Source organism: Paenibacillus sp. 7523-1, assembly GCF_002276415.1.
Taxonomy (GTDB): Bacteria; Bacillota; Bacilli; order Paenibacillales; family Paenibacillaceae; genus Paenibacillus; species Paenibacillus illinoisensis_A.
Genome location: NZ_NPBR01000017.1, coordinates 59,106 through 81,807 on the forward strand (window position 1 = coordinate 59,106; position 22,702 = coordinate 81,807).

23 protein-coding genes and 1 riboswitch are annotated in these 22,702 nt (G+C 49.5%); of the genes, 4 read left to right on the forward strand and 19 right to left on the reverse strand.

Features of this window, described 5'->3' with window-relative positions; genetic code table 11:
* Positions 1-26: 26 nt before the first annotated feature.
* The 6 genes from CHH60_RS18790 to cobD form a co-directional block, all read right to left on the reverse strand.
* A complete protein-coding gene (locus tag CHH60_RS18790) occupies positions 27-1,073 on the reverse strand; it encodes a FecCD family ABC transporter permease (RefSeq protein WP_095360590.1) in 1,047 nt (348 codons plus the stop codon).
* Positions 1,070-2,071 (reverse strand): ABC transporter substrate-binding protein, encoded by a 1,002-nt coding sequence (locus tag CHH60_RS18795; protein ID WP_375335116.1) that lies wholly within the window; start codon positions 2,069-2,071, stop codon positions 1,070-1,072. Before CHH60_RS18795 ends, CHH60_RS18790 begins: the two co-directional genes overlap by 4 nt.
* Before the next feature lie 409 nt (positions 2,072-2,480).
* A riboswitch (cobalamin riboswitch) is annotated at positions 2,481-2,609 on the reverse strand.
* Positions 2,610-2,781: 172 nt separating this feature from the next.
* On the reverse strand, positions 2,782-3,429 hold the full coding sequence (locus CHH60_RS18800; RefSeq protein ID WP_176476121.1) for a histidine phosphatase family protein: 648 nt from the start codon (positions 3,427-3,429) through the stop codon (positions 2,782-2,784).
* Positions 3,420-4,400, reverse strand: a complete 981-nt coding sequence (gene cbiB, locus CHH60_RS18805) for an adenosylcobinamide-phosphate synthase CbiB (protein WP_095360844.1) — start codon at positions 4,398-4,400, stop codon at positions 3,420-3,422. The genes CHH60_RS18800 and cbiB overlap by 10 nt, the downstream gene beginning before the upstream one ends.
* Positions 4,401-4,444: 44 nt before the next feature.
* The gene (locus CHH60_RS18810; RefSeq protein WP_095360593.1) at positions 4,445-5,239 is read right to left on the reverse strand and encodes an adenosylcobinamide amidohydrolase; all 795 of its coding nucleotides are present in this window, start codon (positions 5,237-5,239) and stop codon (positions 4,445-4,447) included.
* Positions 5,239-6,366 (reverse strand): threonine-phosphate decarboxylase CobD, encoded by a 1,128-nt coding sequence (cobD, locus tag CHH60_RS18815; protein WP_095360594.1) that lies wholly within the window; start codon positions 6,364-6,366, stop codon positions 5,239-5,241. Before cobD ends, CHH60_RS18810 begins: the two co-directional genes overlap by 1 nt.
* Before the next feature lie 211 nt (positions 6,367-6,577).
* Here cobD and CHH60_RS18820 point away from each other — a divergent pair, with 211 nt between their 5' ends.
* Entirely contained in the window at positions 6,578-7,579 is a 1,002-nt protein-coding gene (locus tag CHH60_RS18820) for a lipoate--protein ligase (RefSeq protein ID WP_095360595.1), read from the forward strand.
* A gap of 241 nt (positions 7,580-7,820) precedes the next feature.
* Positions 7,821-8,624, forward strand: coding sequence for a Cof-type HAD-IIB family hydrolase (locus CHH60_RS18825; RefSeq protein WP_095360596.1), 804 nt, complete (start codon positions 7,821-7,823; stop codon positions 8,622-8,624).
* 272 nt (positions 8,625-8,896) lie between these two features.
* Here CHH60_RS18825 and CHH60_RS18830 read toward each other — a convergent pair whose 3' ends face one another.
* Positions 8,897-9,835, reverse strand: coding sequence for a DMT family transporter (locus CHH60_RS18830; RefSeq protein ID WP_095360597.1), 939 nt, complete (start codon positions 9,833-9,835; stop codon positions 8,897-8,899).
* Between the two features lie 120 nt (positions 9,836-9,955).
* Here CHH60_RS18830 and CHH60_RS18835 point away from each other — a divergent pair, with 120 nt between their 5' ends.
* A complete protein-coding gene (locus CHH60_RS18835; protein WP_255248003.1) occupies positions 9,956-11,380 on the forward strand; it encodes an aminotransferase-like domain-containing protein in 1,425 nt (474 codons plus the stop codon).
* Positions 11,381-11,522: 142 nt separating this feature from the next.
* Here CHH60_RS18835 and clpP read toward each other — a convergent pair whose 3' ends face one another.
* The 8 genes from clpP to cysT form a co-directional block, all read right to left on the reverse strand.
* Positions 11,523-12,107 (reverse strand): ATP-dependent Clp endopeptidase proteolytic subunit ClpP, encoded by a 585-nt coding sequence (clpP, locus tag CHH60_RS18840; protein ID WP_095360598.1) that lies wholly within the window; start codon positions 12,105-12,107, stop codon positions 11,523-11,525.
* 17 nt (positions 12,108-12,124) lie between these two features.
* Positions 12,125-12,994, reverse strand: coding sequence for an RNA polymerase sigma factor (locus CHH60_RS18845; protein WP_095360599.1), 870 nt, complete (start codon positions 12,992-12,994; stop codon positions 12,125-12,127).
* A gap of 158 nt (positions 12,995-13,152) precedes the next feature.
* Complete coding sequence (locus CHH60_RS18850; RefSeq protein ID WP_095360600.1) at positions 13,153-13,935, reverse strand: MBL fold metallo-hydrolase; 783 nt, start codon at positions 13,933-13,935, stop codon at positions 13,153-13,155.
* Positions 13,936-14,124: 189 nt separating this feature from the next.
* Complete coding sequence (locus tag CHH60_RS18855; RefSeq protein ID WP_095360846.1) at positions 14,125-14,571, reverse strand: hypothetical protein; 447 nt, start codon at positions 14,569-14,571, stop codon at positions 14,125-14,127.
* A 144-nt stretch (positions 14,572-14,715) separates the two neighbouring features.
* Positions 14,716-15,777 carry a sulfate ABC transporter substrate-binding protein gene (locus CHH60_RS18860; protein WP_095360601.1) on the reverse strand — a complete coding sequence of 354 codons (1,062 nt, stop codon included), beginning with the start codon at positions 15,775-15,777 and terminating at the stop codon, positions 14,716-14,718.
* A 26-nt stretch (positions 15,778-15,803) separates the two neighbouring features.
* A complete protein-coding gene (locus tag CHH60_RS18865) occupies positions 15,804-16,868 on the reverse strand; it encodes a sulfate/molybdate ABC transporter ATP-binding protein (RefSeq protein ID WP_095360602.1) in 1,065 nt (354 codons plus the stop codon).
* Between the two features lies 1 nt (position 16,869).
* Positions 16,870-17,667 carry a sulfate ABC transporter permease subunit gene (locus CHH60_RS18870; protein WP_095289208.1) on the reverse strand — a complete coding sequence of 266 codons (798 nt, stop codon included), beginning with the start codon at positions 17,665-17,667 and terminating at the stop codon, positions 16,870-16,872.
* The gene (gene cysT / locus CHH60_RS18875; protein WP_095360603.1) at positions 17,664-18,479 is read right to left on the reverse strand and encodes a sulfate ABC transporter permease subunit CysT; all 816 of its coding nucleotides are present in this window, start codon (positions 18,477-18,479) and stop codon (positions 17,664-17,666) included. The genes CHH60_RS18870 and cysT overlap by 4 nt, the downstream gene beginning before the upstream one ends.
* 302 nt (positions 18,480-18,781) lie before the next feature.
* Between cysT and CHH60_RS18880 the strand changes: the two genes are divergently transcribed.
* Positions 18,782-19,183 carry a secondary thiamine-phosphate synthase enzyme YjbQ gene (locus tag CHH60_RS18880; protein WP_095360604.1) on the forward strand — a complete coding sequence of 134 codons (402 nt, stop codon included), beginning with the start codon at positions 18,782-18,784 and terminating at the stop codon, positions 19,181-19,183.
* A 179-nt stretch (positions 19,184-19,362) separates the two neighbouring features.
* On the opposite strand, the gene CHH60_RS18885 is transcribed toward CHH60_RS18880, so the two are convergent.
* The 4 genes from CHH60_RS18885 to ppnP form a co-directional block, all read right to left on the reverse strand.
* Positions 19,363-19,944, reverse strand: coding sequence for a TetR/AcrR family transcriptional regulator (locus tag CHH60_RS18885; protein ID WP_095289205.1), 582 nt, complete (start codon positions 19,942-19,944; stop codon positions 19,363-19,365).
* A gap of 5 nt (positions 19,945-19,949) precedes the next feature.
* The gene (locus CHH60_RS18890; RefSeq protein WP_095360847.1) at positions 19,950-20,582 is read right to left on the reverse strand and encodes a YigZ family protein; all 633 of its coding nucleotides are present in this window, start codon (positions 20,580-20,582) and stop codon (positions 19,950-19,952) included.
* Between the two features lie 169 nt (positions 20,583-20,751).
* Positions 20,752-22,107 carry a glucose-6-phosphate isomerase gene (locus CHH60_RS18895; RefSeq protein WP_095360605.1) on the reverse strand — a complete coding sequence of 452 codons (1,356 nt, stop codon included), beginning with the start codon at positions 22,105-22,107 and terminating at the stop codon, positions 20,752-20,754.
* 184 nt (positions 22,108-22,291) lie between these two features.
* The gene (gene ppnP, locus CHH60_RS18900) at positions 22,292-22,609 is read right to left on the reverse strand and encodes a pyrimidine/purine nucleoside phosphorylase (protein ID WP_095289203.1); all 318 of its coding nucleotides are present in this window, start codon (positions 22,607-22,609) and stop codon (positions 22,292-22,294) included.
* Positions 22,610-22,702: the final 93 nt, after the last annotated feature.

Genomic DNA, 22,702 nt, shown 5'->3' on the forward strand with positions numbered 1-22,702 from the left:
ACTCGTGTTTGCACTCATGCTTGTACTCATGGCATCACCCCTTTTCGCAGCTTTTTATTCCGATGCAGCAGATACGCGAAGAAAGGGGCTCCCACAAAGGCCGTCACCACACCAAGCGGAATTTCAGTCGGTGCCAGCAGGGAGCGTGCAATCGTATCGGCCCATACCATGAAGATGGCTCCGCCAATCGCGGACAAGGGAACCAGCAAACGATAGTCAGGCCCAACGATTAGACGAAGAATATGCGGGATGACAAGACCGACGAATCCAATGACACCCGAAACTGAGACGGCCCCGGCAGTAAGCAGTGTTCCTACGGCAAGGACAGATAGCTTCAGACCATCCACCTGGACACCGATATGTGCAGCTTGCCGTTCACCCAGTGCAAGAACATTCAAGGAACGGGCACGGCTCCAGAGGAAAATCAGACCCAGTATAAAATACGGGAAAAGGATGGCCGTATACGACCACCCACGCAGAGCCAGACTTCCCATCGTCCAGTATATAATTTCGTTAATCGTCTGTTTCGACATGGTCGACAGGAAGGAGACCACCGCTCCCAGAAAGCTTTGCATCACCACACCCGCCAGAATCAGGCTGTGCGTCGGTATTTTGCGCCCTTCACGAGCCAGGGCGAGTACAAACCATAATGTGAGCACGCCCGTCAGAAACGCAACGAGCGGCAAGGTCCAGATTCCGATCAGTGCATACTGCAATCCGAAGAAAATCAGAAAAGCAGCGCCCACCGATGCACCAGACGATACGCCAAGCGTAAACGGATCTGCCAGCGGGTTACGAAGGACCCCCTGAAAGCCTGCTCCGGCGATGGCCAGCGATGCACCCACGAGTACAGCAAGCAGTACCCGCGGGAACCTGACCTTCCATATAATCTGCTCGGCTGCCGTACTCCAGTCAGGCGTGATCCAATCTCCGATCCATGGCATGTGATGAAGCAGAATGCCTGCAATGTCACGGACAGGCAGAGCCACTGAACCGATGCCTGTACAGATCAGCACAGTCAGCACAAGCAGCAGAATTCCGGCTGTTCCGTACACTGCCAGCTTTTTACTCATTGGAACAGGTCAGGATAGATCGCTTTGGCTACAGCTTTCAAACCTTCCGTTACACGTGGGCCCGGACGGCTCAGCAGGTTGGCATCCAGGCCAATAACTGCATCGTCTTTCACCGCCGTGATTTGATCCCAGCCGCTGCGCTCTTTGATGATCTGATCCAATGTTTTGGAGTTCTCATCAATAACATCATTGGCGTACAGAATGACATCCGGATTGGAAGCAATAATGTTCTCTTCGTTAATTTCATTCCAGCCCACGAGGTCGGAAGCAACGTTGATTCCACCGGCTACCGTAATCAGTTCATCCATGAATTCGCCTTTACCCACAGTCCAGCCTGGGGAGAATTCAACATATACCTTTTTCTGATCTTCCGACTTCACAGCCTTAACCGCTTCGGTTACGTCCGCAACGTCCTGTTTCATCTTCGTGATGAGCTCCTGTGCCTGCTCCTGATGATCCGTGATTTTGCCGAACGTTTCGATGTTGTTCATCACATCGTCTATCGATTTCGGATCTGTTTTGAAAATGGTGATTCCCAGTTCGCGCAGCTTCGTCACAGCTTCTTCGCTCATGGAGATCCCTGTAAATACGATGTCTGCTTCCGCTGCGATAATTGATTCTTCATTGGGCTTCGACACACCGCCCATTTTCGGTTTGGTCGTTGCAGCTTCCGGATAATCGTCATAGTCGGATACGCCTACGATCTGCTCGTCTAGTCCAAGCGCGAACAACGACTCGGTTTCTGCCGGAGATACGGATACGATTTTGGCTGGCGCTTTCTCAAACGTGAAGGATTCACCTGTCGCATCCGTTACCGTAAGTGGATATTGTGTTTTGAGATCCGTCTGCTCCTGGCCTTGGGATTGCTCCTGTGCCGGCTGCTGTGTAGAGGTACCTGTTCCCTCGCTCGTTGTTGCGTTTCCACATCCGGCCAAAGCCAGTGTGAGCATCGCTGCTGTCAGCAGGGACGCCATGCCTTTCCAATTCTTGATGTTCATTCTGTTCATTCTCCCCTTCTCTATTTGTACTATTTCTTGCAACATGCTCAAACTCTTACTCCCCATACTTTGGTGTTCCTATATAAGGTTTGAACTGCAACATTTACACGTTAACGGAGAGTACAGAACCGATCTGGAGAAACGAAGTGTTCGCCTTTATCACCGGATTTCCCCTTTTAATAAGGGGATCAAAGAAATCTGGGGATAACAGCGATCGGAAGACGGTACTGCAATCGTAGTGGTCTAGTGTAAAGCTTACAGGTTCATCCTATATGAACAAAAAAATCCCCGATCCTTACGTCAGGATCAGGGATGACGTCTCGCATATGGCGATCTGCACATCTACAGCGTACCCGCCGTTGATGCACATAGAATTGCCCGAAACGCTGTCCTTTCCTCGAAGGAACACCGGTTTGTACGTCCAGGGCAGGTAACCTGACTTACAGGACTGCTCGTCCTGATTTACAGTGGCGGGACCGTGCCGGATTCACACCGGCTTCCCTATTTCACCCATTGTGCCGTTCATCGTTTGCATAAACTTGATGAGCTCTTCTTGCTCGCACAAGGGACCCGTGGTCGCTGATATTGTAACCATTCAAGTGAGCATGTCCCATCCCTCAGCGCTTAAACGCATAACGAGATATGTATTCATGCTGAAGTCACACTTCTGTTGTGATTATAGGTTATATTGCACATCCTTACAACCCGATTCACGGAAAAGATACCCTGCTTGAAACCCAGCTATTTCCCCTTTTTTCAAGCCGGACCTTAATTGCTTGCCCCGGAATGACCTGCGTATCCCAGAATCCCAGTTCCGTTATGAGGCGTGACATGGCATACCGAATGACACCGCCATGGGTAACTACGGCAATCGCTGGAACATGATTTTCTTCGGAATGTTCCTCTGGCGAAACGGACACAAGGCACTCCTCCACGAAGGAGTCGATCCTCGCAGCAAATGCCTGCCAAGGCTCGCCGCCCGGTGGCGTCACATCCTGCGGTGCATCAATCCAATTCCGGTAGAGCGGATTATCCTTGAGCTCATTGTAAGTCATGCCTTCCCATTGCCCAAAATCAATCTCACGCAGACGCGGATCATACTGTGCTTGTCCTGCTTGTACCGGGGCAATTCGTTCCACGGTCTGCCGGCAGCGCAGCAAATCACTGCAAAATAGTGCATCCCATGTGATCCCGCGAATGGACTCACGAAGCGGAGCCAGTTCCCGCTCTGCATCCGGCAGGAGACCAATATCGGTATGTCCGAGGTATCTCTTTTCCACATTCCAAGAAGTTGTCCCATGACGGATAAACACGATCTCCCGCGTTGCTGTTCCACGCTTCCCGGATTCTACTTCCATAACAGCGCACCTCCTGCTGTCCAGATGCCGAACGTTACCAGCCAGCATAACAGCACAAAAGCTCCCGCCGACCAGAACATCAAACGCGTGGTCCGCACGATATCCTCTGCTTCCATCAGCCGTGTCTGATCGCCCATATAGGCTCGAAAAGAAGCCACTCCGTGATAGACGTTATACCCGCCAAGCCTGATGCCCAGCGCTCCCGCAACGGCCGACTCCGGGAATCCGCTGTTTGGGCTAGGGTGCAATCTGGCATCCCGGCGAACCATGCGTGCAGCGCCTTTTGCGTTCAATCTCATGAACCATGCACCCGTAATGAGCAGCAAGGCAGTAAGCCGCGCCGGAATCCAGTTCGCCCAATCATCCAGACGAGCAGAGGCCCATCCGAGATGCAAATACTTTTCATTTTTATAACCAACCATGGAATCCAGGGTATTGACGGCCCGATAGGCCATCGCAAGCGGAGCACCGCCAATCAGGGCATAGAACAGCGGTGAAACGATGGCATCTACGATGTTCTCCGCCACAGTCTCCACGGTTCCCCTTACCACTTCCGGTTCATCCAGATGCGCTGTATCCCGCCCCACGATCATGCCCAGTGAACGTCTAGCCGCAGGCCAATCCCTTTCTCTCAGATGACGATACACTTCCATGCCTGCGTCCTTCAGTCCTTTGGAAGCAATGGTGGTGGCAATCAGTACTACTTCTGCGATAACGGCAACCACCGGGTGAACAAGTCCAAGGATGTATAACACTCCCCAAGTAAGCACAAATGAACCACCAGCAATGATGATCGGAAAAAGCAACCCTGCCCGTTTAAGCCCCTGATCGCTGCTCACTCGTTTTCTTATGGTCCGCTCCAGTGCAGAAATTCCTTTGCCCATGCCGATCACCGGGTGGGGGATCCAGCGTGGATCTCCAATGAGGCGATCCAGTATGTATGCTGCTAAAATAATCCATGCTCCTGTCATTCCTGCCCATATGGGCCAGTCCGCCCATTGACTCAGAGATATCATCACTTGCTATTCCTCTCTTTCCACGCCTGTCCAGCTTGCAAACTTTCGGTAACGGCATCATAGACGACACGCCCAATTCCTGCCCCAATCACTGTGGCTGTACCTGCGTAAGAGATCAGTGGTTTCCCCTCCACCTGACTCGTGGCCAACACAATGGCATCCGTCGTCGTTCCCGTTGCAGTCAGTCCATTTTCCGCATCCATTACACCGCAATCCGAGAGCGCTGCCGTTTTGGCTTCCACCGCTGTCTGAATGGCATTGACCATAGCTCCGGGCGTCATGCGGCCGTTGATCCATAACATGATATTAATTGTACCGGGAGTGTAGGGTGATTCAGCGGATATTCCCTCCTGGCTAGTTATGTTCCCTGCAGCATCAAATACGGTTCTTGCGGAGCCTGCCCGGGCAGCATTGGATACACCTGCTGTCGTACAGCACAAAATCCCTGCTTCCTCGCCCACATATTCCTGAACCGATGTGTGAGCAAGCTTAACCGCTGTCAGCAATCCGGCACAGCCTGTTGTGCGCTCCTCCCACCCTCTCAGGAGGTCTGCAATATCACGCGGCGGGTCGTCACAACGATAATGCCTGTCTACATAAATATTGAATATGCGATCCAGCTCGATCATACCCCCGCCGAACACGGCACTCGAAATGGCGCTTACCGGGTTAGGGATCGCTGCTCGAATATGGCGTTCATGTGCGCTGATGGTTAACCCGGGCCATGCAGAAGAAGTATATTCATTTTGCTCTACATTTGCATGGGTAAAGTGCTTCAAGAATGGCAATGCCATTACTCCGCCCCCCCGCCCGTTGGCACCGGAGTCGGTTGTCCGCTCACACTTCTCATTTCGTTCACCAGACGAAGATTCGACTTCGCGTCCTTCACCGCCAGTCGGATATGTCTTTCCCCGAGTCCAGGGTACATGGCGCAGCTTCGGATCAGAATCCCTCGCTCCCCCAGAGCCGCCTGTATGGTTCCTGCTGTCCATGGCTTCGGCACACGTGCCAGCAAGAAGTTCGCTTCCCCGCGTGTCACTTCGCATCCACAGGCCTCCAGGCCGGATGCCAGTTTCTCTCGTTCAAGCGCCACCTGTTCCAACGTCTCCCGTTCAAAAGCTTCCCCGCTGCTTAGACAGGCTTCTCCAGCGATCAGTGCCAAGCCGTTGACACTCCAGGTTACCTGTTTCTTCGTCATGGCACGAATCAGATCCGGGCGTCCAATCGCATAGCCAAGCCGAAGACCCGGAATGGCATAGAACTTGGTCATCGAGCGAATGATGATCACCTGTGGGTAATCCTGTAATCGGGAAGCCAGGGATTGTCGCTGCGTTTCAGGAATGAAATCCATAAATGCCTCATCGATCACCAGGACCGTATCTGTCTTCTCGGCATGACGGGCCAGCCGCTGCAATACTTCAACCGGATACTGTACTCCATTGGGGTTGTTCGGCTGTCCAAGAAACAGCAAGTCCACCTGTTCCATCAGCTTCTCGATATCTTCGGGAGCTGCTCGCCATTCGAGCTCCTCCTGCCCCAGAACATGATGCATTTCTGCCCCAAATTGCTTGGACAATGAACGATACTCCGAGAACCCCGGTTCCACTGTGCCCACCTTCCGTGGAGAGAGTCCGAGCAGGATCAGAGCCATGCTTTCCGCAGCTCCATTCCCTATAGATATATACTCCTCTGACAGGCCAAGGCGTTCGCCAAGCAATGATTTGAATGTCCGATGTGCAGGATCAGGATAACGAAGTATCGCCCGCATCCCTTGCTCCAGCGCTTTCAGAACGTCCTTGGGCGGACCCAGAGGGTTAATGTTTGCACTAAAATCAAGGAAATCCTCAGGACTTCCCCCAAATCTTGACGCAGCAGTCTCCACGTCACCACCATGTCCAAAAACTTCAATGATACCGCTCATTTTGTCCGTCATCCTTTCTGCATGTCATTTTTATTATGGATGGCGTAACTGTCACGGGTCAATCCTGATTTACCTACACCATCCATTCCCTGCTTCAATTCCTTTGTGTCCAATCGACAATTCGATTACAATAGAAGAGGAATTTTGATTCGCAGGCGCAACACTACATAAGGGATCATCGTCCCTCACATACATTAATGGAGGAATGACCATGCTGTTTGTTGATAACCAGGGCATTACAGATCCTTCTGTAAACCTCGCGATTGAGGAATACATTTTGAAGCATCTGCCGATGGATGACAGCTATCTGCTGTTTTACATTAACCGCCCTTCCATAATTATTGGAAAACACCAGAATACTATCGAAGAGATTAATATCGAATATGTTCAAGATAACGGTGTGCAGGTTGTACGTCGTCTCTCCGGAGGCGGAGCAGTCTACCATGATTTGGGCAACCTCAATTTCAGTTTTATTACCAAGGATGACGGACAATCCTTCCACAACTTCCGCAAGTTCACCAAACCTGTCGTGGAAGCTCTGCAGGAGCTTGGTGTGAATGCCGAGCTGACTGGACGTAACGATCTGCAAGTCGGGGAAAAGAAAATCTCGGGTAATGCCCAGTTCTCCACCCGCGGACGCATGTTCAGTCACGGAACGCTCATGTTTGATCTTAATCTGGATCATGTTCAGGCATCCCTGAATGTTAATCCTGAGAAATTCAAATCCAAGAGCACCAAATCCGTACGCAGCCGGGTTGCCAACATTCGGGATCTGATTGACAGCAACCTGACCATTGAACAATTTCGGGACGAGCTGTTGCGTCACATCTTCCGCATGGAGCCGCAGGATGTTCCCCAATATGAACTCACGGAGAAGGATTGGGACAAGATCAAGGAAATCTCCGCTGAGCGTTACAGCAACTGGGACTGGAACTATGGGTTGTCTCCGGAGAGCAATGTGAAGCATACCCGCAAATTCCCTGTCGGCATTATCGATCTGCGCATGAACATCAAGGATGGACGAATCGAGGATATCAAAATCTTCGGTGACTTCTTCGGTGTAGGCGATGTGGCGGATATCGAAGATATGCTGCGTGGCAAGCGTTATGAGGAATCCGAGGTGCGCACGGCACTTGAGGGCCTTGATGTGAAACACTACTTCGGTAACCTGGAGCTGGAGGACTTTATCGGCCTCGTTTTCCTGGAAGAATAGATTTAGATGTAAGTATAGTTTTAGAACGAATTCCTTTATTACACTTTAACGGAAAAAGCAGAATCAATCTGGAGAAGCAAAGCGTTCGCCTTTATCCCTGGATTTTCCCCTTTATATAAGGGACTCAAAGAAATCTAGGATAACAGTGATCGAGAGATGATTCTGCGTTTGGAGTGATCTGGTGTAATGATGGATCCATTCGTTCGTGATTATAGATACAGATAAAAGGAGAGAAACTCAAATGGCTTACAAACTGATGGCAATCGACATTGATGATACCCTCATCAACGACAACAAGGAAGTAACCCCTGCAACACAAACGGCATTGGAGCAAGCGGTTGCTCATGGTGTAGTCGTTACCCTGGCAACAGGACGTGCCTATGCTTCTGCACAAGCACTTGCTCGCCAAACGGGATTAAACGTGCCAATCATTACCTATCAGGGTGCTTTGGTCAAAAACCTGCTGGACGAGAAAGTACTCTATGAGCGCTATGTACCGCAAGACGCTTCCCGCAAATTGTACGACTACTGCCTGGAGAACAATCTCCATCTTCAAACGTACATTGATGACAAGCTGTATGCTCGCGAAGAAAACGACAAACTGCGTGATTACGCCAAGCTGAATGGTACCCAGTACCATATCGAGCCGGACTTCATCAAAGTTATTGAACAACAAACACCAAAATTGCTTATCATCGATGAGCCAGACTATCTGGATAAAGTGGCCGTTGACCTGCGTGAATTGCTTGGATCAGAAGTCCATATCACCAAGTCCAAACCATACTTCCTCGAGATCATGCATCGCGAAGGAACCAAAGGCCATGCCCTTACATTCCTGGCAGATCACTTTGGTCACCAATTGAGCGAGTGCATCGCGATCGGTGATTCCTGGAATGACCATGAAATGCTGGAAGTTGCCGGTCTCGGCGTGGCTATGGGCAATGCGATCCCTGCTCTCAAAGAGCTGGCAGATTACATTACGGCAAGCAACAACGAAGACGGCGTGAAGCAGGTCATTGAGAAATTTGTGCTGAACGCGGAGTAATACGATAACGCTAAGCATACGGTAAAACAAAACAGCCCTGGGCAGCGAATAAACTCGCTGAACCAGAGGCTGTTTTTGTTTTTGGTCATATCCTGGAATCATTTCTATTGATATCGGGAATTCAACCATATTTTGCGAAAGTAACCCAATAGTGAATTGAACATTAGAAATACCAGAGCTCCGACACCAAACAGCAGTGCAATCATAATCGATTCGCTATGTGGACCTTTAACATGATTCTTTACCTCATTCCTATGTAAAAAAGGTAATACCTATTTTACCACAGGTTTGGAAGTTTGCACCAATGAATTAGCTCGTTTACCTCTCTTCAGCCAGCTCATCACTTTCTCATTCATCGCCAGCAAGCCGGATACAACCAGTACAACACCGATCCAGGTGATCCAGCTTACATGTTCACCATAGACAACCGCTCCAAGACCGACCGCAATCGGAGGAGAAATGTACAGCCAGGTTGCCGGGAACAGCGGGTTGGTACGTGACATGATCCAGTAGAACAGGCTATGCCCTACCATTGAACCAATCACCGTCAAGTAGATCAGGGACAAAATCGCCGAAGCCCAATCAAGTCCAGACGTGCTCCACGATTCCGTCACTGCCGAGAGCCCGGATAACAGCAGGCCTCCATACATCATCTGTACGGCATTAATCGCTACGGGACTTGCTTCCTTGAACTGGTTGATCACCTTCTTGGAGTACAGGGCGCCTGCCGAATAGCATACTTCTCCCACAAGTACGGCGATACACCCCCATAACCACAGTGAACTCCCGCCAATGGATACACCGGGTAAAACGACAAGCACAACGCCTCCGAAACCGATCAGGCAGCCTGCAATCATGCGGGCAGAGGTTTTCTGCCGCAGCAAAGCAGTCTGCATTACCATAATCATCAGCGGCCCGGTAGCTGACAAAATAGCCCCGACGCCTGAGCTGACATATTGCTCTGCCCAATATAACGTGGCAAACGTACCAAAGGTCAGCCCTGCTCCGGTCAGGAGCATTTCTTTTCTCCACAGCAGGGACAGATTCACCTTCCCTTTCATCCACATCCATGCAAACATCAATGCCCCTGCAATAATAAAACGTAATCCGGCGGATAGAAAAGGCGGCATGCCTGCCTCGACCCCAATTTTAATCGCCAGGAACGTTGTTCCAAAAATAAGACACATTACTGTAAATGCTGCTGCAACCATGCTAGCCCCTCCTTCATCTGTTCTCCATCATATAGCACTGTCTACAGAACAGAATGAAGAAAACAGAACAGAATCTACTCCTTTCCTGTTACAATAGAGTCCAAAAGGAGCGTGAGTCGGGTGGGCAAAGCCATGTTGATGACAGATAACAGCCTTAAACTATATGAACAGGTGGTTCATTATCTCGTGGTGCGTATAGAGGCGGGAGAGTGGGCCGAACACGAAAAGCTCCCTTCCGTGCGAAGCCTGTCCGAGCAGCTCGGTGTACATCGGCTTACGGTGTTCAAAGCCTATCAGGAGCTGAAGGAACGCGGGAATGTATACGTTAAGGACAAGTCCGGTTATTTTGTCAGCCCTGCTGACCCGTCCCCTGTAGCGGACCAGGCAGATGACCCTGCTGTATCCGCCTGGCTGCACTGGGACTCACTCGCGCGCGTGCAATCCCTTGAAGCAGAATATCAATTTTCGAAGTCACTGATTGATCCCGCCCTGCTCCCTAACCGTTACTGGGGAGAACTCATGCGGGATTTGCTGGATCAGTATCCCCGGCTGCTCGGTACGTATTCAACCATTCAGGGTGATGTGGAGCTGCGTAGTGCGCTGGCAAGCCATCTGACACTGAAAGAACGATTTTACATTTCAGCGGAAGAAGTACTCATTACTACGGGAGCGCAGCAGGCCATTGATCTGATCTCTCGAAGCCTGGTCAGACCAGGCGACCGTGTCCTGATGGAAAGGCCGACCTACGGTCCTGCCATGGAAATTTTCCGCAAACAGGGTGCACGCCTGATCTTCACGGATATACACCCGGCGGGTTATGATCTGGAACAGATTGAGCATCTGATGAAGACGGAGAAGCCCCGTGTATTTTACATGACGCCAACCTTCCAGAATCCGACCGGTATTAATATTCCAACCGAGCAGCGGAAACAGCTTCCCGAACTTGCCGAACAATATGGATGCTTTCTCGTTGAAGATGACAGCACGTACGATATTTATTTTAAGGAGAAACCTCCGGCGCCAATCTTTACGTACGATACGACAGGACACACGCTCTACATCCGCAGCTACAGCAAATATGTTGCGCCGGGTCTGCGTATTGCGGCCATTATGTGCCGTCCCCGGTTTATGCCAGGACTGCAGGCGGTTAAAGCACTGGCTGATAACGGAACTCCCCTTCTAAACCAGAAGCTGTTTCTCCGGTACTTTCAATCTCCGCGCATGCATCAGCACCTGTCGAAGCTGCGCACCGCCATACAATTACGGATGGAAGTCATGGAAAAATGTCTGCAAGAAACAGACTGGAATTGGACCCGGCCTGAGGGCGGACTCAACATCTGGGCAGAGCTTCCGGAAGGCATCGATACAGGACGACTGCTTCACCAGTGCATGGAACATTCTGTGGCTTTTGTCCCCGGAACGGTATTTGATCCTTCGGAAGCTTCCGCAAGTCGCAAACTGCGTTTGTCCTTCTCCTATACACACGAACAGCAGATTCGCGAAGGGATGAACAGACTCATGGAACTAGTTAAAAGGATGAATTAGCTCCCGTATGCTTCCACTGTTTAACTGACAACAACAATGGAATTACAGTGAAATTACAGTGAACGAACCAAAGAGCCCGGAAGATCAAATGACCTTCCAGGCTCTTTAGATGTTTTAAGGTGTAAATTATACGGCTGCTTGCTTAATCTGTTCTGGATATTACTTTGTCCACCAATCCATATTCCACTGCTTCCGCTGCGGTCAGGAAATAATCGCGATCCGAATCTCTCTCGATGCGCTCCAGCGGTTGGCCTGTATGGTTCGCTAACAGCTCGTTGAGCCGCTGGCGGTGCTGAATGATCCGGTTGGCATGAATCAGCATATCCGATGCCTGCCCGCGCGTACCTCCATGCGGTTGATGGATCATAATCTCACTGTTCGGCAGAGCGAGCCGTTTTCCTTTGGTTCCACCTACTAACAGAATCGTACCAAAACTCGCGGCCATGCCCGTGCAGATCGTTGAAATATCCGGCTTCACAAATTGCATCGTGTCATAGATTGAGAATCCGGCTGTAACAGATCCGCCCGGACTGTTGATGTACATCTGGATATCCTTTTCGGGGTCCTCTGCGGTCAAAAACAGAAGCTGGGCCACAATGGCATTTGCCATCTGATCCTCAATCTCCCCGGACACCATAATAATTCGATCTTTCAGCAAACGTGAATAAATATCATAGCTCCGCTCACCGCGGGCTGTCTGTTCAACTACATAAGGTACATGGTTCATGCTTGTCGCCTCCCGGTTTACGCAACCATGAACGCGGCGTATCCTCCTCCATACATCATTGAAGTCATGCCGGAATTGGAATACCCGTACATCATTGGCTGCGTTGATGAAGACGGCAAAGACTGCTGCAGAATCGTTCCTGCCACGGCCACCGGATCATCCGTACGATTGAGGCACAGATCAATCAGACGCGCGGTATCTCCACTGCGAAAAGCCATCAAATAACTTCGCAGCTGCTCTGCGCTCACTGAATCTTCATCTGCACCACTCACTGCTTCGCCTTCCGTTTCCAGGCGGCTTCGTCTGACGCGTTCCAGAGCAGATCTGGCGCGATTCAGCGCGGCTTTGACCGCTCCTTCCGATGTCTCCAGCATCTCTGCAGTCTCTGCCGTCGTGTAACCCATTAAGTCACGTAATACATATATCGCTCGCTGCCACGGCGGCAGCTCATTGATAAGGATCTGAACAGCAGACTCGATCTCCTCGAATCGCTCCTCCTCCGCACATTCTTGCATAAACGGTTTCAGGCTATCCAATTTACAAGCGAGCTTCTCCCGCTTCCGTATGACGTCAATCCATGTGTTGCGCGCAATCCGGATCAGATAGGCTTCCCAGTTCATCTCTTGCTTTGTACTACAGGACTGCATAGCCGAAGAAGCCAGCATTTTCACGCAGGTATCCTGAACCAGATCCTCGGCCTCCCAGGTTGAACCGGTCAGAGACAGACAATAAGCATAAAGGCTGCTCATCAGATCCGGTAGCACACTTTCCATCATCTGTTCAACGCTGCATTCAGCTTGATGACCAGTCTGGGTATATGGTTTGAATAAGTTACGGTTATCATGTGGTCTGTTGATTCTGCAATCCACGGACTTCACAAAGGCCATGTTTGGGGCCCCCCTTTGTTGGTTCCTGATTGATCTTGCTTCATGTCATGCTTTTCGATGTCTTGCTCTTATGGTCTTACACTATGTAAACGAAGAACGTCCGGTAAAGGATACGCTCTTCTGTATTTATTTTTTTATATTCCAAATAGGTTCTAAACTTAAACGCTGCCCAGCTGTACCTTCATGCCTGTAGCTGCCAGCGTAATACCTGGATCCAGATCGTAGTTTTGCTGTACATCCACGTCATGAGACATATGGGTAAAATAGGTGCACCCCGGTTTCAGTTCCCGCAGCAGTTCCTGCGCCTCACGCATGTCGTATACGGAACGTGTGGAGAATTCCGCAAGCTCATGGACGAAGCTCGTTCCGAGCACCAGCAGATCCAGCCCGTGCAGCGGCTTCTTCTCCGCTTCCTTCAGATCGATGGCATCCGAACAATAAGCCCAGCAGTACCCTTCCCGCTCAAGCCGATATGCATAGGAATAACCGTTTTTACCATGGCAGACCTTCCAGGAGTGCACGTTCCATCCGCCAAGCTGGATATCATCATCCGTTTCCAGAAAGTTCATGTGCGCGCTTAGCCAAGGAAATTGACTCTGAATGGTTGTGATCACTTCGCGCGGTGCGTACAAGCTGCCCTTAACCCCCAGCCAGCGGCAAGCATCCGCCCATTCCGGCAAACCTCCAATATGGTCAAAATGCGCATGTGTCACCAATAATGTATGAACCATACGCAATCCCTGATCCTCCATCTGTGATCTCCAGTCTGGTCCGCAGTCAATCATAAACGGTTCGGATGCACCATCTGAATGGATCAGAACAGAAGAACGTTTACGCTGGTTGATCCCGGTCAGACGGGCCTCCGTGCAGACTGCGCAATCACAGTATACACGCGGTACGCCCATGGCATCCCCGGTTCCCAGAAATGTTAGCTGATTCATTACAGTGATCCCCTCTCTATCCGATGCTGTACTTTCCAAGAAGTTCTGTTTTCCTAAATTGTATATCCTCGCCCCCTGCTTTTGCAAAAAAAAGCTCTCCCTATGCAGTTCAAATCCTGCATCAGGGAAAGCCTGATCTCTGACTATATGTAGTCAGCGTATGTCACTTCTACTTGGCCCGCTTGTCGCCTAGACCAAGGCACGCAATTTCAAGGTCAATTCCTGACCCTCGGGCACATCTCTCGAATCCGTAATGACCCAGTTCGATGCAAGGCGCTTCGCCAGCACTTCTGCCTGCTCCGGCTTCAACTTCAGGCCGGTTACTATGCCCTCACCGACCGTGAAATCACGCTCCGGTTGTAAACCAAAAGCCTTCTCAATCCAGATACCCAGCCCGCCCCGGGTATTGAAAGTAATTCGGTAGCCCTCTTGAACGGCCGCTTCCAGATTTTCACCATGCTCATCTGCATATGAGATAAAATCATCGTATCTGTAGTGCTCTTCGGAAACGGCATCAAAAGCTGCCACGTCCTTGGCCTTGATGGCTTGCAGTATTTGATCTTCAGGCATGCCTTTACCACGGGCCTGTTCCAGGCGAATGGCCGTGCTTTGGGATAATTTGATCTCTGTACTCATCATCTCTCACCTTCCTGCAAGACCTTCGGGAGTAGGATGGTCTTACACTACTCTATGATTTCCTTTTACAGCAAAAAACCTTCATCTCTACTATATTCCGCGAAATGAAGGCTTGATGTCAATGCTGTGACTAGACGTAACCAACTATAATCCCGCCAGCACCTGATACCAAACTCCCCGTTTGGAGTACAAGGTACTGCGGACTTCGTCCCAGCCACCAAGGTAATGGATATCAAACAGACCTTCAGGTGTTGGAAACGATGATTCAGTCTCGGCAAATACATTCGGATCTACCGAACGAAAACCATGCTTGGCAAATATGCGCTGAGCCTCCGGGGTTCGCAGGTAATCCACAAATGCCTCTGCCAACTCCCTATTCCCATGTTTATCCGCATATTTATCCACCACAACCGCCGGATTTTCAATCAGGATTGTATTCTTCGGTACAACGATATCGTACTTAACACCCTGGGCAATACGAGCAAGCAATTCATTCTCATAAGTCACGATGACATCGCCGACGCCATATTCAAAGGCTGCCATGGAAGATCGGCCGCTCTTATCCAGCGACTCGACATTTTCATGCACTTTCTCTAGAAACGCTTTGGCAGCGGCAGGGTCCTTCTGGCCCTTTTCTTCCGACATCTTCAGCCCAGCTCCGTAGATTGCATTGATATCCCATTGGGCTCCGCCTGACGTTTTGGGATTGGGATACAGCACCTTGACTCCCGGCTTGGTCAAATCCTCAAAATCACGAATTCCAAGTGGATTGCCATCCCTTGTTCCAAGAACAACAATCGAACGTGTAATCATGCCATCATTCGGCGTTTGTTTCCAATCGGAAGTCACGAGGTCGGCTTTGACCAGTTTATCGATGTCACTTTCCATGGCAAGCAGTGCCACATCAGCCTCGAATCCACCGACAATGGCTCTTGCTTGTGTACCAGAGGCTTCATAGGACTCCTGGAAATTGACGGTCTGTCCGGTTTTTGCTTTCCATTCCTCCTTAAACTTGGGCAGCAGCTCTCCTACAGCATCCTTGGCTACACTGTATGCACCAATGACAAGCGTATTGGATTGTTCAGCTGCAGAGGGTCCGTTCTGTTCGTCTTCCGCTTGCTGATTGCTGCAGCCTACGGTCATGCAGACGAGCAGAAGCATAAGGGCGGCGTATATGGGGGTTCTTTTCTTCTTCATCGTCTGCATGGGGCAGCCTCTCTTTCGAGTGCATTTTAGATCATGACCGGCATTGGATCTTCCTTCAAACGATTCTCGACAACCCAGCTATCCGTGTCATTAAACAGATAAGCGCGGTGTACAAGCACCCGGATCTGTTGACCAATCTCCAGTGTCGTTTTCTCAAGTGAACGATATGTGATCAGCTTGTGGCCCTGTACCTCGACTTCCACCATCCACTCACTACCACGGAAGTGAAGATGCTTCACCGTACCCTTTTCGGTAGCTGACAGCATGGAGAATTCGTTTTTCAGACCAATCTCGATATACTCAGGCCTGATTAAGGCACGCGTATGATCTCCTTCTACAGCATGTTCAAAGCCCTTAAGCTGCGAGGCATCCTCCACAACGGTGGATTCACCAATAAAGGTTGCCACAAATGGAGTCTGCGGATTTTTGTAGATATCCCACGGTGTTCCTTTTTGCTCTAAACGGCCTTGGCTGATAATCATGATCTCATCTGCAACTTCGATCGCTTCATCCTGATCATGTGTTACAAATATCGAGGTAATGCCGACACGCTCAATCAGCTCTCTCAACCATGAACGCAGCTCTTGGCGAATCTTGGCATCGATGGCGGCAAAAGGCTCATCCAGCAGCAGCAGCTGCGGCTCAGGAGCCAAAGCTCTGGCAAATGCGACACGCTGACGCTGTCCACCGGACAGTTGATGCGGATAGCGCTGTTCAAAACCTTTTAGCCCGGTCAGCTCAACAAGTTCCATGACCCGATCGCGAATCTGGGCTTTGGGTGTCTTTTTGACCTTAAGTCCAAAAGCGATATTATCAAAAACAGTCATGTGTTTGAACAAGGCATAGTTCTGAAAAACGAACCCGATTCCCCGCTCCTGCGGAGGCAGATGATTCACAACCTTGCCGTGAAAGCGAATCTCTCCGGAGCCCGGGTTTTCCAGACCGGCGAGCATGCGCAGAATAGACGTTTTGCCTCCTCCACTGGGCCCCAGCAGACCGATCAGATGGCCTTTGGCAATATCGAACGAGACATCTTTTACCGCATGAAATTGACCGAAATGTTTGTTCAGATCACGGACTTCCACATGCATATCAATGCACTTCCTTTCGCTTCTTGGCCCATTCCATCATGAGCAGCAGCCCAACGGAGAAGGTAACCAGTACCAATGCCACACCATTTGCGGCAGAGACATTAAAATTCTCAACATCCTGATAAACAAGCGTTGTTGCCGTCTGCGTTCTGTTCATAATATTGCCCGACACCACCAGCACTGCACCGAATTCTCCAAGCGATCGTGCAACGGTAAGTACAAGCCCGTATACGACAGCCCAGCGGATGGAAGGCCAGGTGACACTCCAGAACGTTCTCCACCCATACGCGCCAAGCGTTGACGCCGCCTCTTCCTGCTGCGAACCGAGTTCCTGCAGAACCGGCATAACCTCTCTGACCATCAGCGGGAATGTGACAAACAGCGTTGCAATGACCATACCCGGGAAGGCGTAGACTACATTGAAGCCGATTCCTTCAAAAAAGCCACCCATAATGCTGTTCGGCCCGAGCAGCAATACAATCATTAACCCGCCAATGACGGGGGACACCGCATAAGGCAGGTCCACAATGCTGTTCAGCAATCCTTTGATGCGATCACTAAGCCATCCAGCACGAACGAGGTAAATGGCCATCATAATGCCAAACAATGTATTTAACAGCGTGACGACCAGAACCACAAGTCCGGTCATCATCAAGGCATGCAGCGCCTCAGGGCGCATCAGCCCATCCAGAAAGCCTCCTGCACCGTCTTCAAATGCTCCGATCAAAATGCGTCCCAAAGGAATAATCAGAAGCACAATAAATACCGCAAATGTCAGTCCAATTAATAGTCGTCTCATCGTTTTCTCCCCCGCATCTGCACCAGATTAATCAGCCAGAGGATCAGGAAAGAGAGCGTGAGGAGCAGCACGGATACAGCAGCTGCACCCGTAGGATTGTCACTTTCAATCTCGCCGTAGATAAATACGGAAGCCGTTAGCGTCCTGCCCGGAATGTTGCCCGCCACCAGCACAACTGCTCCAAACTCTGCAAGTGCTCTGGAAAAAGCAAGCATGCCACCGCTAATCATGCCTGGAGCCATAGAAGGCAGAATGACCTGCCTGAAAGTACGCGCCTTCGATGCACCCATGGTATAGGAGGCCTCTTCCTCAGAAGGGTCGATCTCCTCCAGCAGGGGCTGCACCGCACGAATCACGAATGGAAACGTAACAAAGGTCATCGCAATGACGATCGCAGGCTGATGAAACACGATTTCAATTCCCATGGTTTCAGCAAGCTTGCCTACAGCACTGACCGGTCCAAGCAGCAGCATAATCATTAATCCGCCAACTGCAGTAGGAAGTGCGAAAGGCAGATCTACGAGACTGTTGAGAAACGATCTCCCAAAGAAACGATAACGCGTGAGCACCCAGGCAATCATGGTTCCAAGTACCACGTTAATCAGTGTGGCGATAACAGCCAGTCGAACGGTCAGCAATACGGCTTTCCACGCGATTGGATCCATGATGCTCTCGGCGAAATTGCTCCATCCTTCAGAGAAGGAATTGACGTACACACCGATAATTGGAAGCACGATGAGTACAATAAAATATAGCAATACAGTACTGCGGAATCCCCAAGTCCATCCCTTGTGACGAAGAACGGTATTCATTGCTGCATTCCCTCCCAGCCTCCGGTTCCATATCCGGTCGGCAGTCTCCCTGCTTTGGTACATTCATTTTCCTAAGTTAAATTATATCACTTTAACATTATTCCCATTAGTCTACTTGGTTTTTTGCTTATCTGATACTTTACCAGTTTGCAGTGCTAACCGTCAATGTTTTTATTGTACATAATTTGGGCGTATAGCAGATGATTGGTTACCCATTTTACCCGTGAATTGTGGTTTGTTTGAATTGGAGTGGTTAAGGTACAATCTAGAAGAGAATTTAAGAGGATAAGGAGTGCTGCCAGATGCTATATACGAAAAAAATATCGACCTCCAGACGGGATGAAATCAAGGATATTACAAGAGAAGTAGAGCAGGTTGTCCGCAATAGCGGTGTACAAAACGGAACTGTACTTGTCTATTGTCCCCATACTACAGCTGGTATTGCCATTAATGAAAATGCCGACCCGGATGTTAAACATGATGTGCTGCTTCGTCTGGATGAGGTGTATCCTTGGGAACATCCCCAATATCGACATGCTGAGGGGAATACCGCTTCCCACCTGAAATCAATCACAACCGGTCCATCTCAAATGGTGATCATTCATGAAGGCCGATTATTACTCGGCAGATGGCAGGGTATTTATTTCAGCGAATTCGACGGCCCTCGTGAGCGGGAATATTTTATCAAGATTATGGAAGGCTAATTCAGCCAAACGCAAACAGGCGGACAACCCTGATTTAGGGCTACGATCCGCCTGTCTTGGTCTTTCGCGCCAATAAACTTTCGCGAGACAACGTTATAAAGAATTAATGTTATGACAATTCACCGCCCTGAAGTATAGGAGTGCGACAAAAGCGCCTTTTATAGGACGCCAGGCTGGTGTTATAGATTGCGGCATAGTACTTTGACATGAGATAATGCCGACGATTCAATCTCAGCAAACGTTACACGATCCTGAATATAATACGATATAAATCCGTGCATGGACAAAAACAGTGTGCGCGGCACACATTGGATATCCTCATCCGTACAGCCTTCCTCGTTCATGTACTGCCTGACAATGGATGCAAACAATTCAAAGCATCTTCCCTGCTCCGTACGACAATAGGATAACAGCTCCTCATCCCGAATCATGAACATAATCTCGTATTGATACGGATTCTCCAGGCCAAAACGAATGAATTCCAACATGATATGCTCTACCTTGCTCATACCGCCCACGACTGGCCTGACCATGGCTTGCAGCAGCAAATGTCCCAGATGATTGAAATCTTCTACCACAATGGCATAGAACAATTCTGCCTTTTCCTTAAAATGATAATACAGCGACCCATGACTATAGCCCAGATGCTGGCCGATGCTTCGCATCGAAATGGCGCGGTATCCTTTGGTAATAAAAAGATGTCTCGCCGCCTCCAGGATCCGCTCCCTCGACAACTCTTGTTCGACTGCTCTTCTAGCCATATATTTTATTCCCCTTCAATAAAATAAAGCCGCTGTCCCTCCGTGATCCGGGATTGCCCTTGCGTCAAATCCGTGATCCAGGCGATAAATGCCTCGGTTTCACTATCCGGCGGAAGACAAGTCAACGTAACCTTATCGGTGAATCCAGTCTCACCCGTACGGACTTCCCGGCTTCTTAATTCATTTTCCACTTTTCCCAGCCACGTATAATCCAGCTCCACAAACACTTCACGATGAAGCACTTTGGTTATGGCCTCTCCAGCTTCAATAGCGGCTACAGCGCCATCCGTATATGCTCGGATTAAACCGCCAGCCCCAAGCATGATTCCCCCAAAATACCGTGTAACCACAATAGCCACATTTTTCAGTTGCTGATTTTTGATGACTTCAAGAATGGGTTTCCCTGCAGTTCCGCTTGGTTCCCCGTCATCGGATTGCTTCTGGATCTCATCTCTCTCTCCTATCATGTAGGCGGAACAGTTATGAGTGGCATTCCAGTGTTTCTTCTTGATTTCATCAATAAAAGCAACTGCTTCTTCTTCCGTTGTAACTGGCATAATATGACCGATGAAACGCGACTTCTTGATGACAACTTCCAGATTGCCCGGTCCTCGAACCGTGCGGTAACGTTCAAGCATTTCAATCCAACTTTCCGATTTAATCCATTTTACAAGAAAGCAGTTCCCCGCGCGGACGCGGATGAACTGCCTTGGTTTAAACATCCGGGGATCACTGCATTTTACCTCACAATGAAAACCCGGGTGTCATTACACATGCTTTATTTAACTATATGAGTCAAACCATGAATTATTCAGAAAGTCTCGCTTCAAGCGCCGCTTTCTCTTCTTCAAAGCCTGGTTTGCCCAGCAATGCGAACATATTTTTCTTGTAAGCTTCTACTCCTGGTTGGTCAAACGGGTTGACGCCCAGCAGATATCCGCTGATGCCGCATGCTTTTTCAAAGAAGTATACCAGATATCCGAAAGAATATGGAGACATATCCGGAATATTCACAATCAGGTTTGGAACTTGGCCATCTGTATGTGCAAGCAATGTGCCTTGGAACGCTTTTTTGTTGACGAAGTCCATTGTTTTGCCTTCCAGGAAGTTCAGACCATCGAGGTCATCCGGATCGGCTTCGATCGAGATATGCTCGGATACCTCAGCTACCTGAATGACGGTTTCGAAAATGTTCCGGCTTCCTTCCTGGATGAATTGACCCATGGAGTGCAAGTCCGTGGAGAAATCAACAGATGCAGGATAGATTCCTTTGTAATCTTTACCTTCGCTCTCTCCGTAAAGCTGTTTCCACCACTCGGATACAAAGTGCAGGGATGGCTCGTAGTTAACGAGGATTTCTGTTCCTTTACCTTTGCGGTACAATGCGTTACGAACAGCAGCATATTGATATGCTTCATTCTCAGCTACATTCGGGTTGCTGTATTCTTTGGATGCGTCAGCTGCACCTTGCATCATTTCTTCGATGTTAATGCCAGCTGTAGCAATCGGCAGCAAACCTACTGCTGTCAGTACGGAGTAACGTCCACCTACATCATCCGGAATAACGAAAGACTCGTAACCTTCTTCGTTCGCCAGTTTTTTCAGTGCGCCGCGCTCTTTGTCTGTTGTAGCATAGATACGTTTGCGTGCTTCTTCTTTACCGTATTTTTTCTCCAGTGCAGCACGGAAGATACGGAAAGCAATGGCTGGCTCGGTTGTCGTACCGGATTTGGAGATAACGTTCACGGAGAAGTCTTTGCCTTCAACCAGATCCAGCAAATGAGTTACATATGTGGAACTGATATTGTTTCCTGCGAAATAGATTTCAGGCGTTTTGCGTTTATCTTTTGGCAGGTTGTTATAGAAAGAGTGTGTCAGCATTTCAATCGCTGCGCGTGCACCCAGGTATGAACCACCGATACCGATTACAATCAGTACTTCGGAATCGCTTTGGATTTTGGTAGCCGCTTTTTGAATGCGGGAGAATTCTTCCTTGTCATAAGCGGTTGGCAGGTCAATCCAGCCCAGGTAATCGGATCCGGTTCCCGTTCCGTTGTGGAGCTGCTCGTGAGCCAGACGAATCGGTTCAGCGAAATAGTCCACTTCATGCTGGTTTACAAATTGCAAGGCAGTGCTGTAATCAAACTTCACTTTTTTTGCCATGATCTAAAAACCTCCTGATATCGGTAGCTTATTTTTCCGTTTTCCATTCAAACAACTTAGCATAAGGATACTTCAAATCCACGGGGCTGACAAGCTTGCAGCTTGAACTTTGTCACTTCAAATTCAAGAAGCAAAAAGGGTAAACCAAACCCGCTGATTGCGGGGTTTGGCTACCCTTCTTGTATTATTCCGCCGGGTACGAGCAGCAGTAGTCGGTAACGCTGCGTATCTCCAGTTTGAATTTGGATTCGGCAGGCACGTGAAACGTAGCTTGACCTTGAATCTCTTGCCAATCTTCTTCTCCGGGAAGCAATACTCTCAGATCGCCGGACAGAATCTCCATGATTTCACGGGAATCTGTACCGAACTCATAGCTGCCTGGGAGCATGATGCCCAGAGTCACTTTGCTGCCATCCCCCAAAATAACCGTTCTGCTGGTTACCTGGCCATCATAATAAATGTTGGCCTCTTTTACTACACTGACTTGATCAAACTGTGACATGCGTACCCGCTCCCCCTGAAGTTAATGAAAACAAAAGGCAAAACAGATCAGGATGAATCCTCATCCTTACTCTGCCGGAAATAACTTTGCTGC

Bases quoted from the DNA above. Each gene is read 5' to 3' on its own strand.
- CHH60_RS18790 (WP_095360590.1), bottom strand. From the start codon at position 1,073: ATGAGTAAAAAGCTGGCAGTGTACGGAACAGCCGGAATTCTGCTGCTT.
- CHH60_RS18795 (WP_375335116.1), bottom strand. From the start codon at position 2,071: ATGAACATCAAGAATTGGAAAGGCATGGCGTCCCTGCTGACAGCAGCG.
- CHH60_RS18800 (WP_176476121.1), bottom strand. From the start codon at position 3,429: ATGGAAGTAGAATCCGGGAAGCGTGGAACAGCAACGCGGGAGATCGTG.
- cbiB (WP_095360844.1), bottom strand. From the start codon at position 4,400: ATGACAGGAGCATGGATTATTTTAGCAGCATACATACTGGATCGCCTC.
- CHH60_RS18810 (WP_095360593.1), bottom strand. From the start codon at position 5,239: ATGGCATTGCCATTCTTGAAGCACTTTACCCATGCAAATGTAGAGCAA.
- cobD (WP_095360594.1), bottom strand. From the start codon at position 6,366: ATGAGCGGTATCATTGAAGTTTTTGGACATGGTGGTGACGTGGAGACT.
- CHH60_RS18820 (WP_095360595.1), top strand. From the start codon at position 6,578: ATGCTGTTTGTTGATAACCAGGGCATTACAGATCCTTCTGTAAACCTC.
- CHH60_RS18825 (WP_095360596.1), top strand. From the start codon at position 7,821: ATGGCTTACAAACTGATGGCAATCGACATTGATGATACCCTCATCAAC.
- CHH60_RS18830 (WP_095360597.1), bottom strand. From the start codon at position 9,835: ATGGTTGCAGCAGCATTTACAGTAATGTGTCTTATTTTTGGAACAACG.
- clpP (WP_095360598.1), bottom strand. From the start codon at position 12,107: ATGAACCATGTACCTTATGTAGTTGAACAGACAGCCCGCGGTGAGCGG.
- CHH60_RS18845 (WP_095360599.1), bottom strand. From the start codon at position 12,994: ATGGCCTTTGTGAAGTCCGTGGATTGCAGAATCAACAGACCACATGAT.
- CHH60_RS18850 (WP_095360600.1), bottom strand. From the start codon at position 13,935: ATGAATCAGCTAACATTTCTGGGAACCGGGGATGCCATGGGCGTACCG.
- CHH60_RS18855 (WP_095360846.1), bottom strand. From the start codon at position 14,571: ATGAGTACAGAGATCAAATTATCCCAAAGCACGGCCATTCGCCTGGAA.
- CHH60_RS18860 (WP_095360601.1), bottom strand. From the start codon at position 15,777: ATGCAGACGATGAAGAAGAAAAGAACCCCCATATACGCCGCCCTTATG.
- CHH60_RS18865 (WP_095360602.1), bottom strand. From the start codon at position 16,868: ATGCATGTGGAAGTCCGTGATCTGAACAAACATTTCGGTCAATTTCAT.
- CHH60_RS18870 (WP_095289208.1), bottom strand. From the start codon at position 17,667: ATGAGACGACTATTAATTGGACTGACATTTGCGGTATTTATTGTGCTT.
- cysT (WP_095360603.1), bottom strand. From the start codon at position 18,479: ATGAATACCGTTCTTCGTCACAAGGGATGGACTTGGGGATTCCGCAGT.
- CHH60_RS18880 (WP_095360604.1), top strand. From the start codon at position 18,782: ATGCTATATACGAAAAAAATATCGACCTCCAGACGGGATGAAATCAAG.
- CHH60_RS18885 (WP_095289205.1), bottom strand. From the start codon at position 19,944: ATGGCTAGAAGAGCAGTCGAACAAGAGTTGTCGAGGGAGCGGATCCTG.
- CHH60_RS18890 (WP_095360847.1), bottom strand. From the start codon at position 20,582: ATGCTTGAACGTTACCGCACGGTTCGAGGACCGGGCAATCTGGAAGTT.
- CHH60_RS18895 (WP_095360605.1), bottom strand. From the start codon at position 22,107: ATGGCAAAAAAAGTGAAGTTTGATTACAGCACTGCCTTGCAATTTGTA.
- ppnP (WP_095289203.1), bottom strand. From the start codon at position 22,609: ATGTCACAGTTTGATCAAGTCAGTGTAGTAAAAGAGGCCAACATTTAT.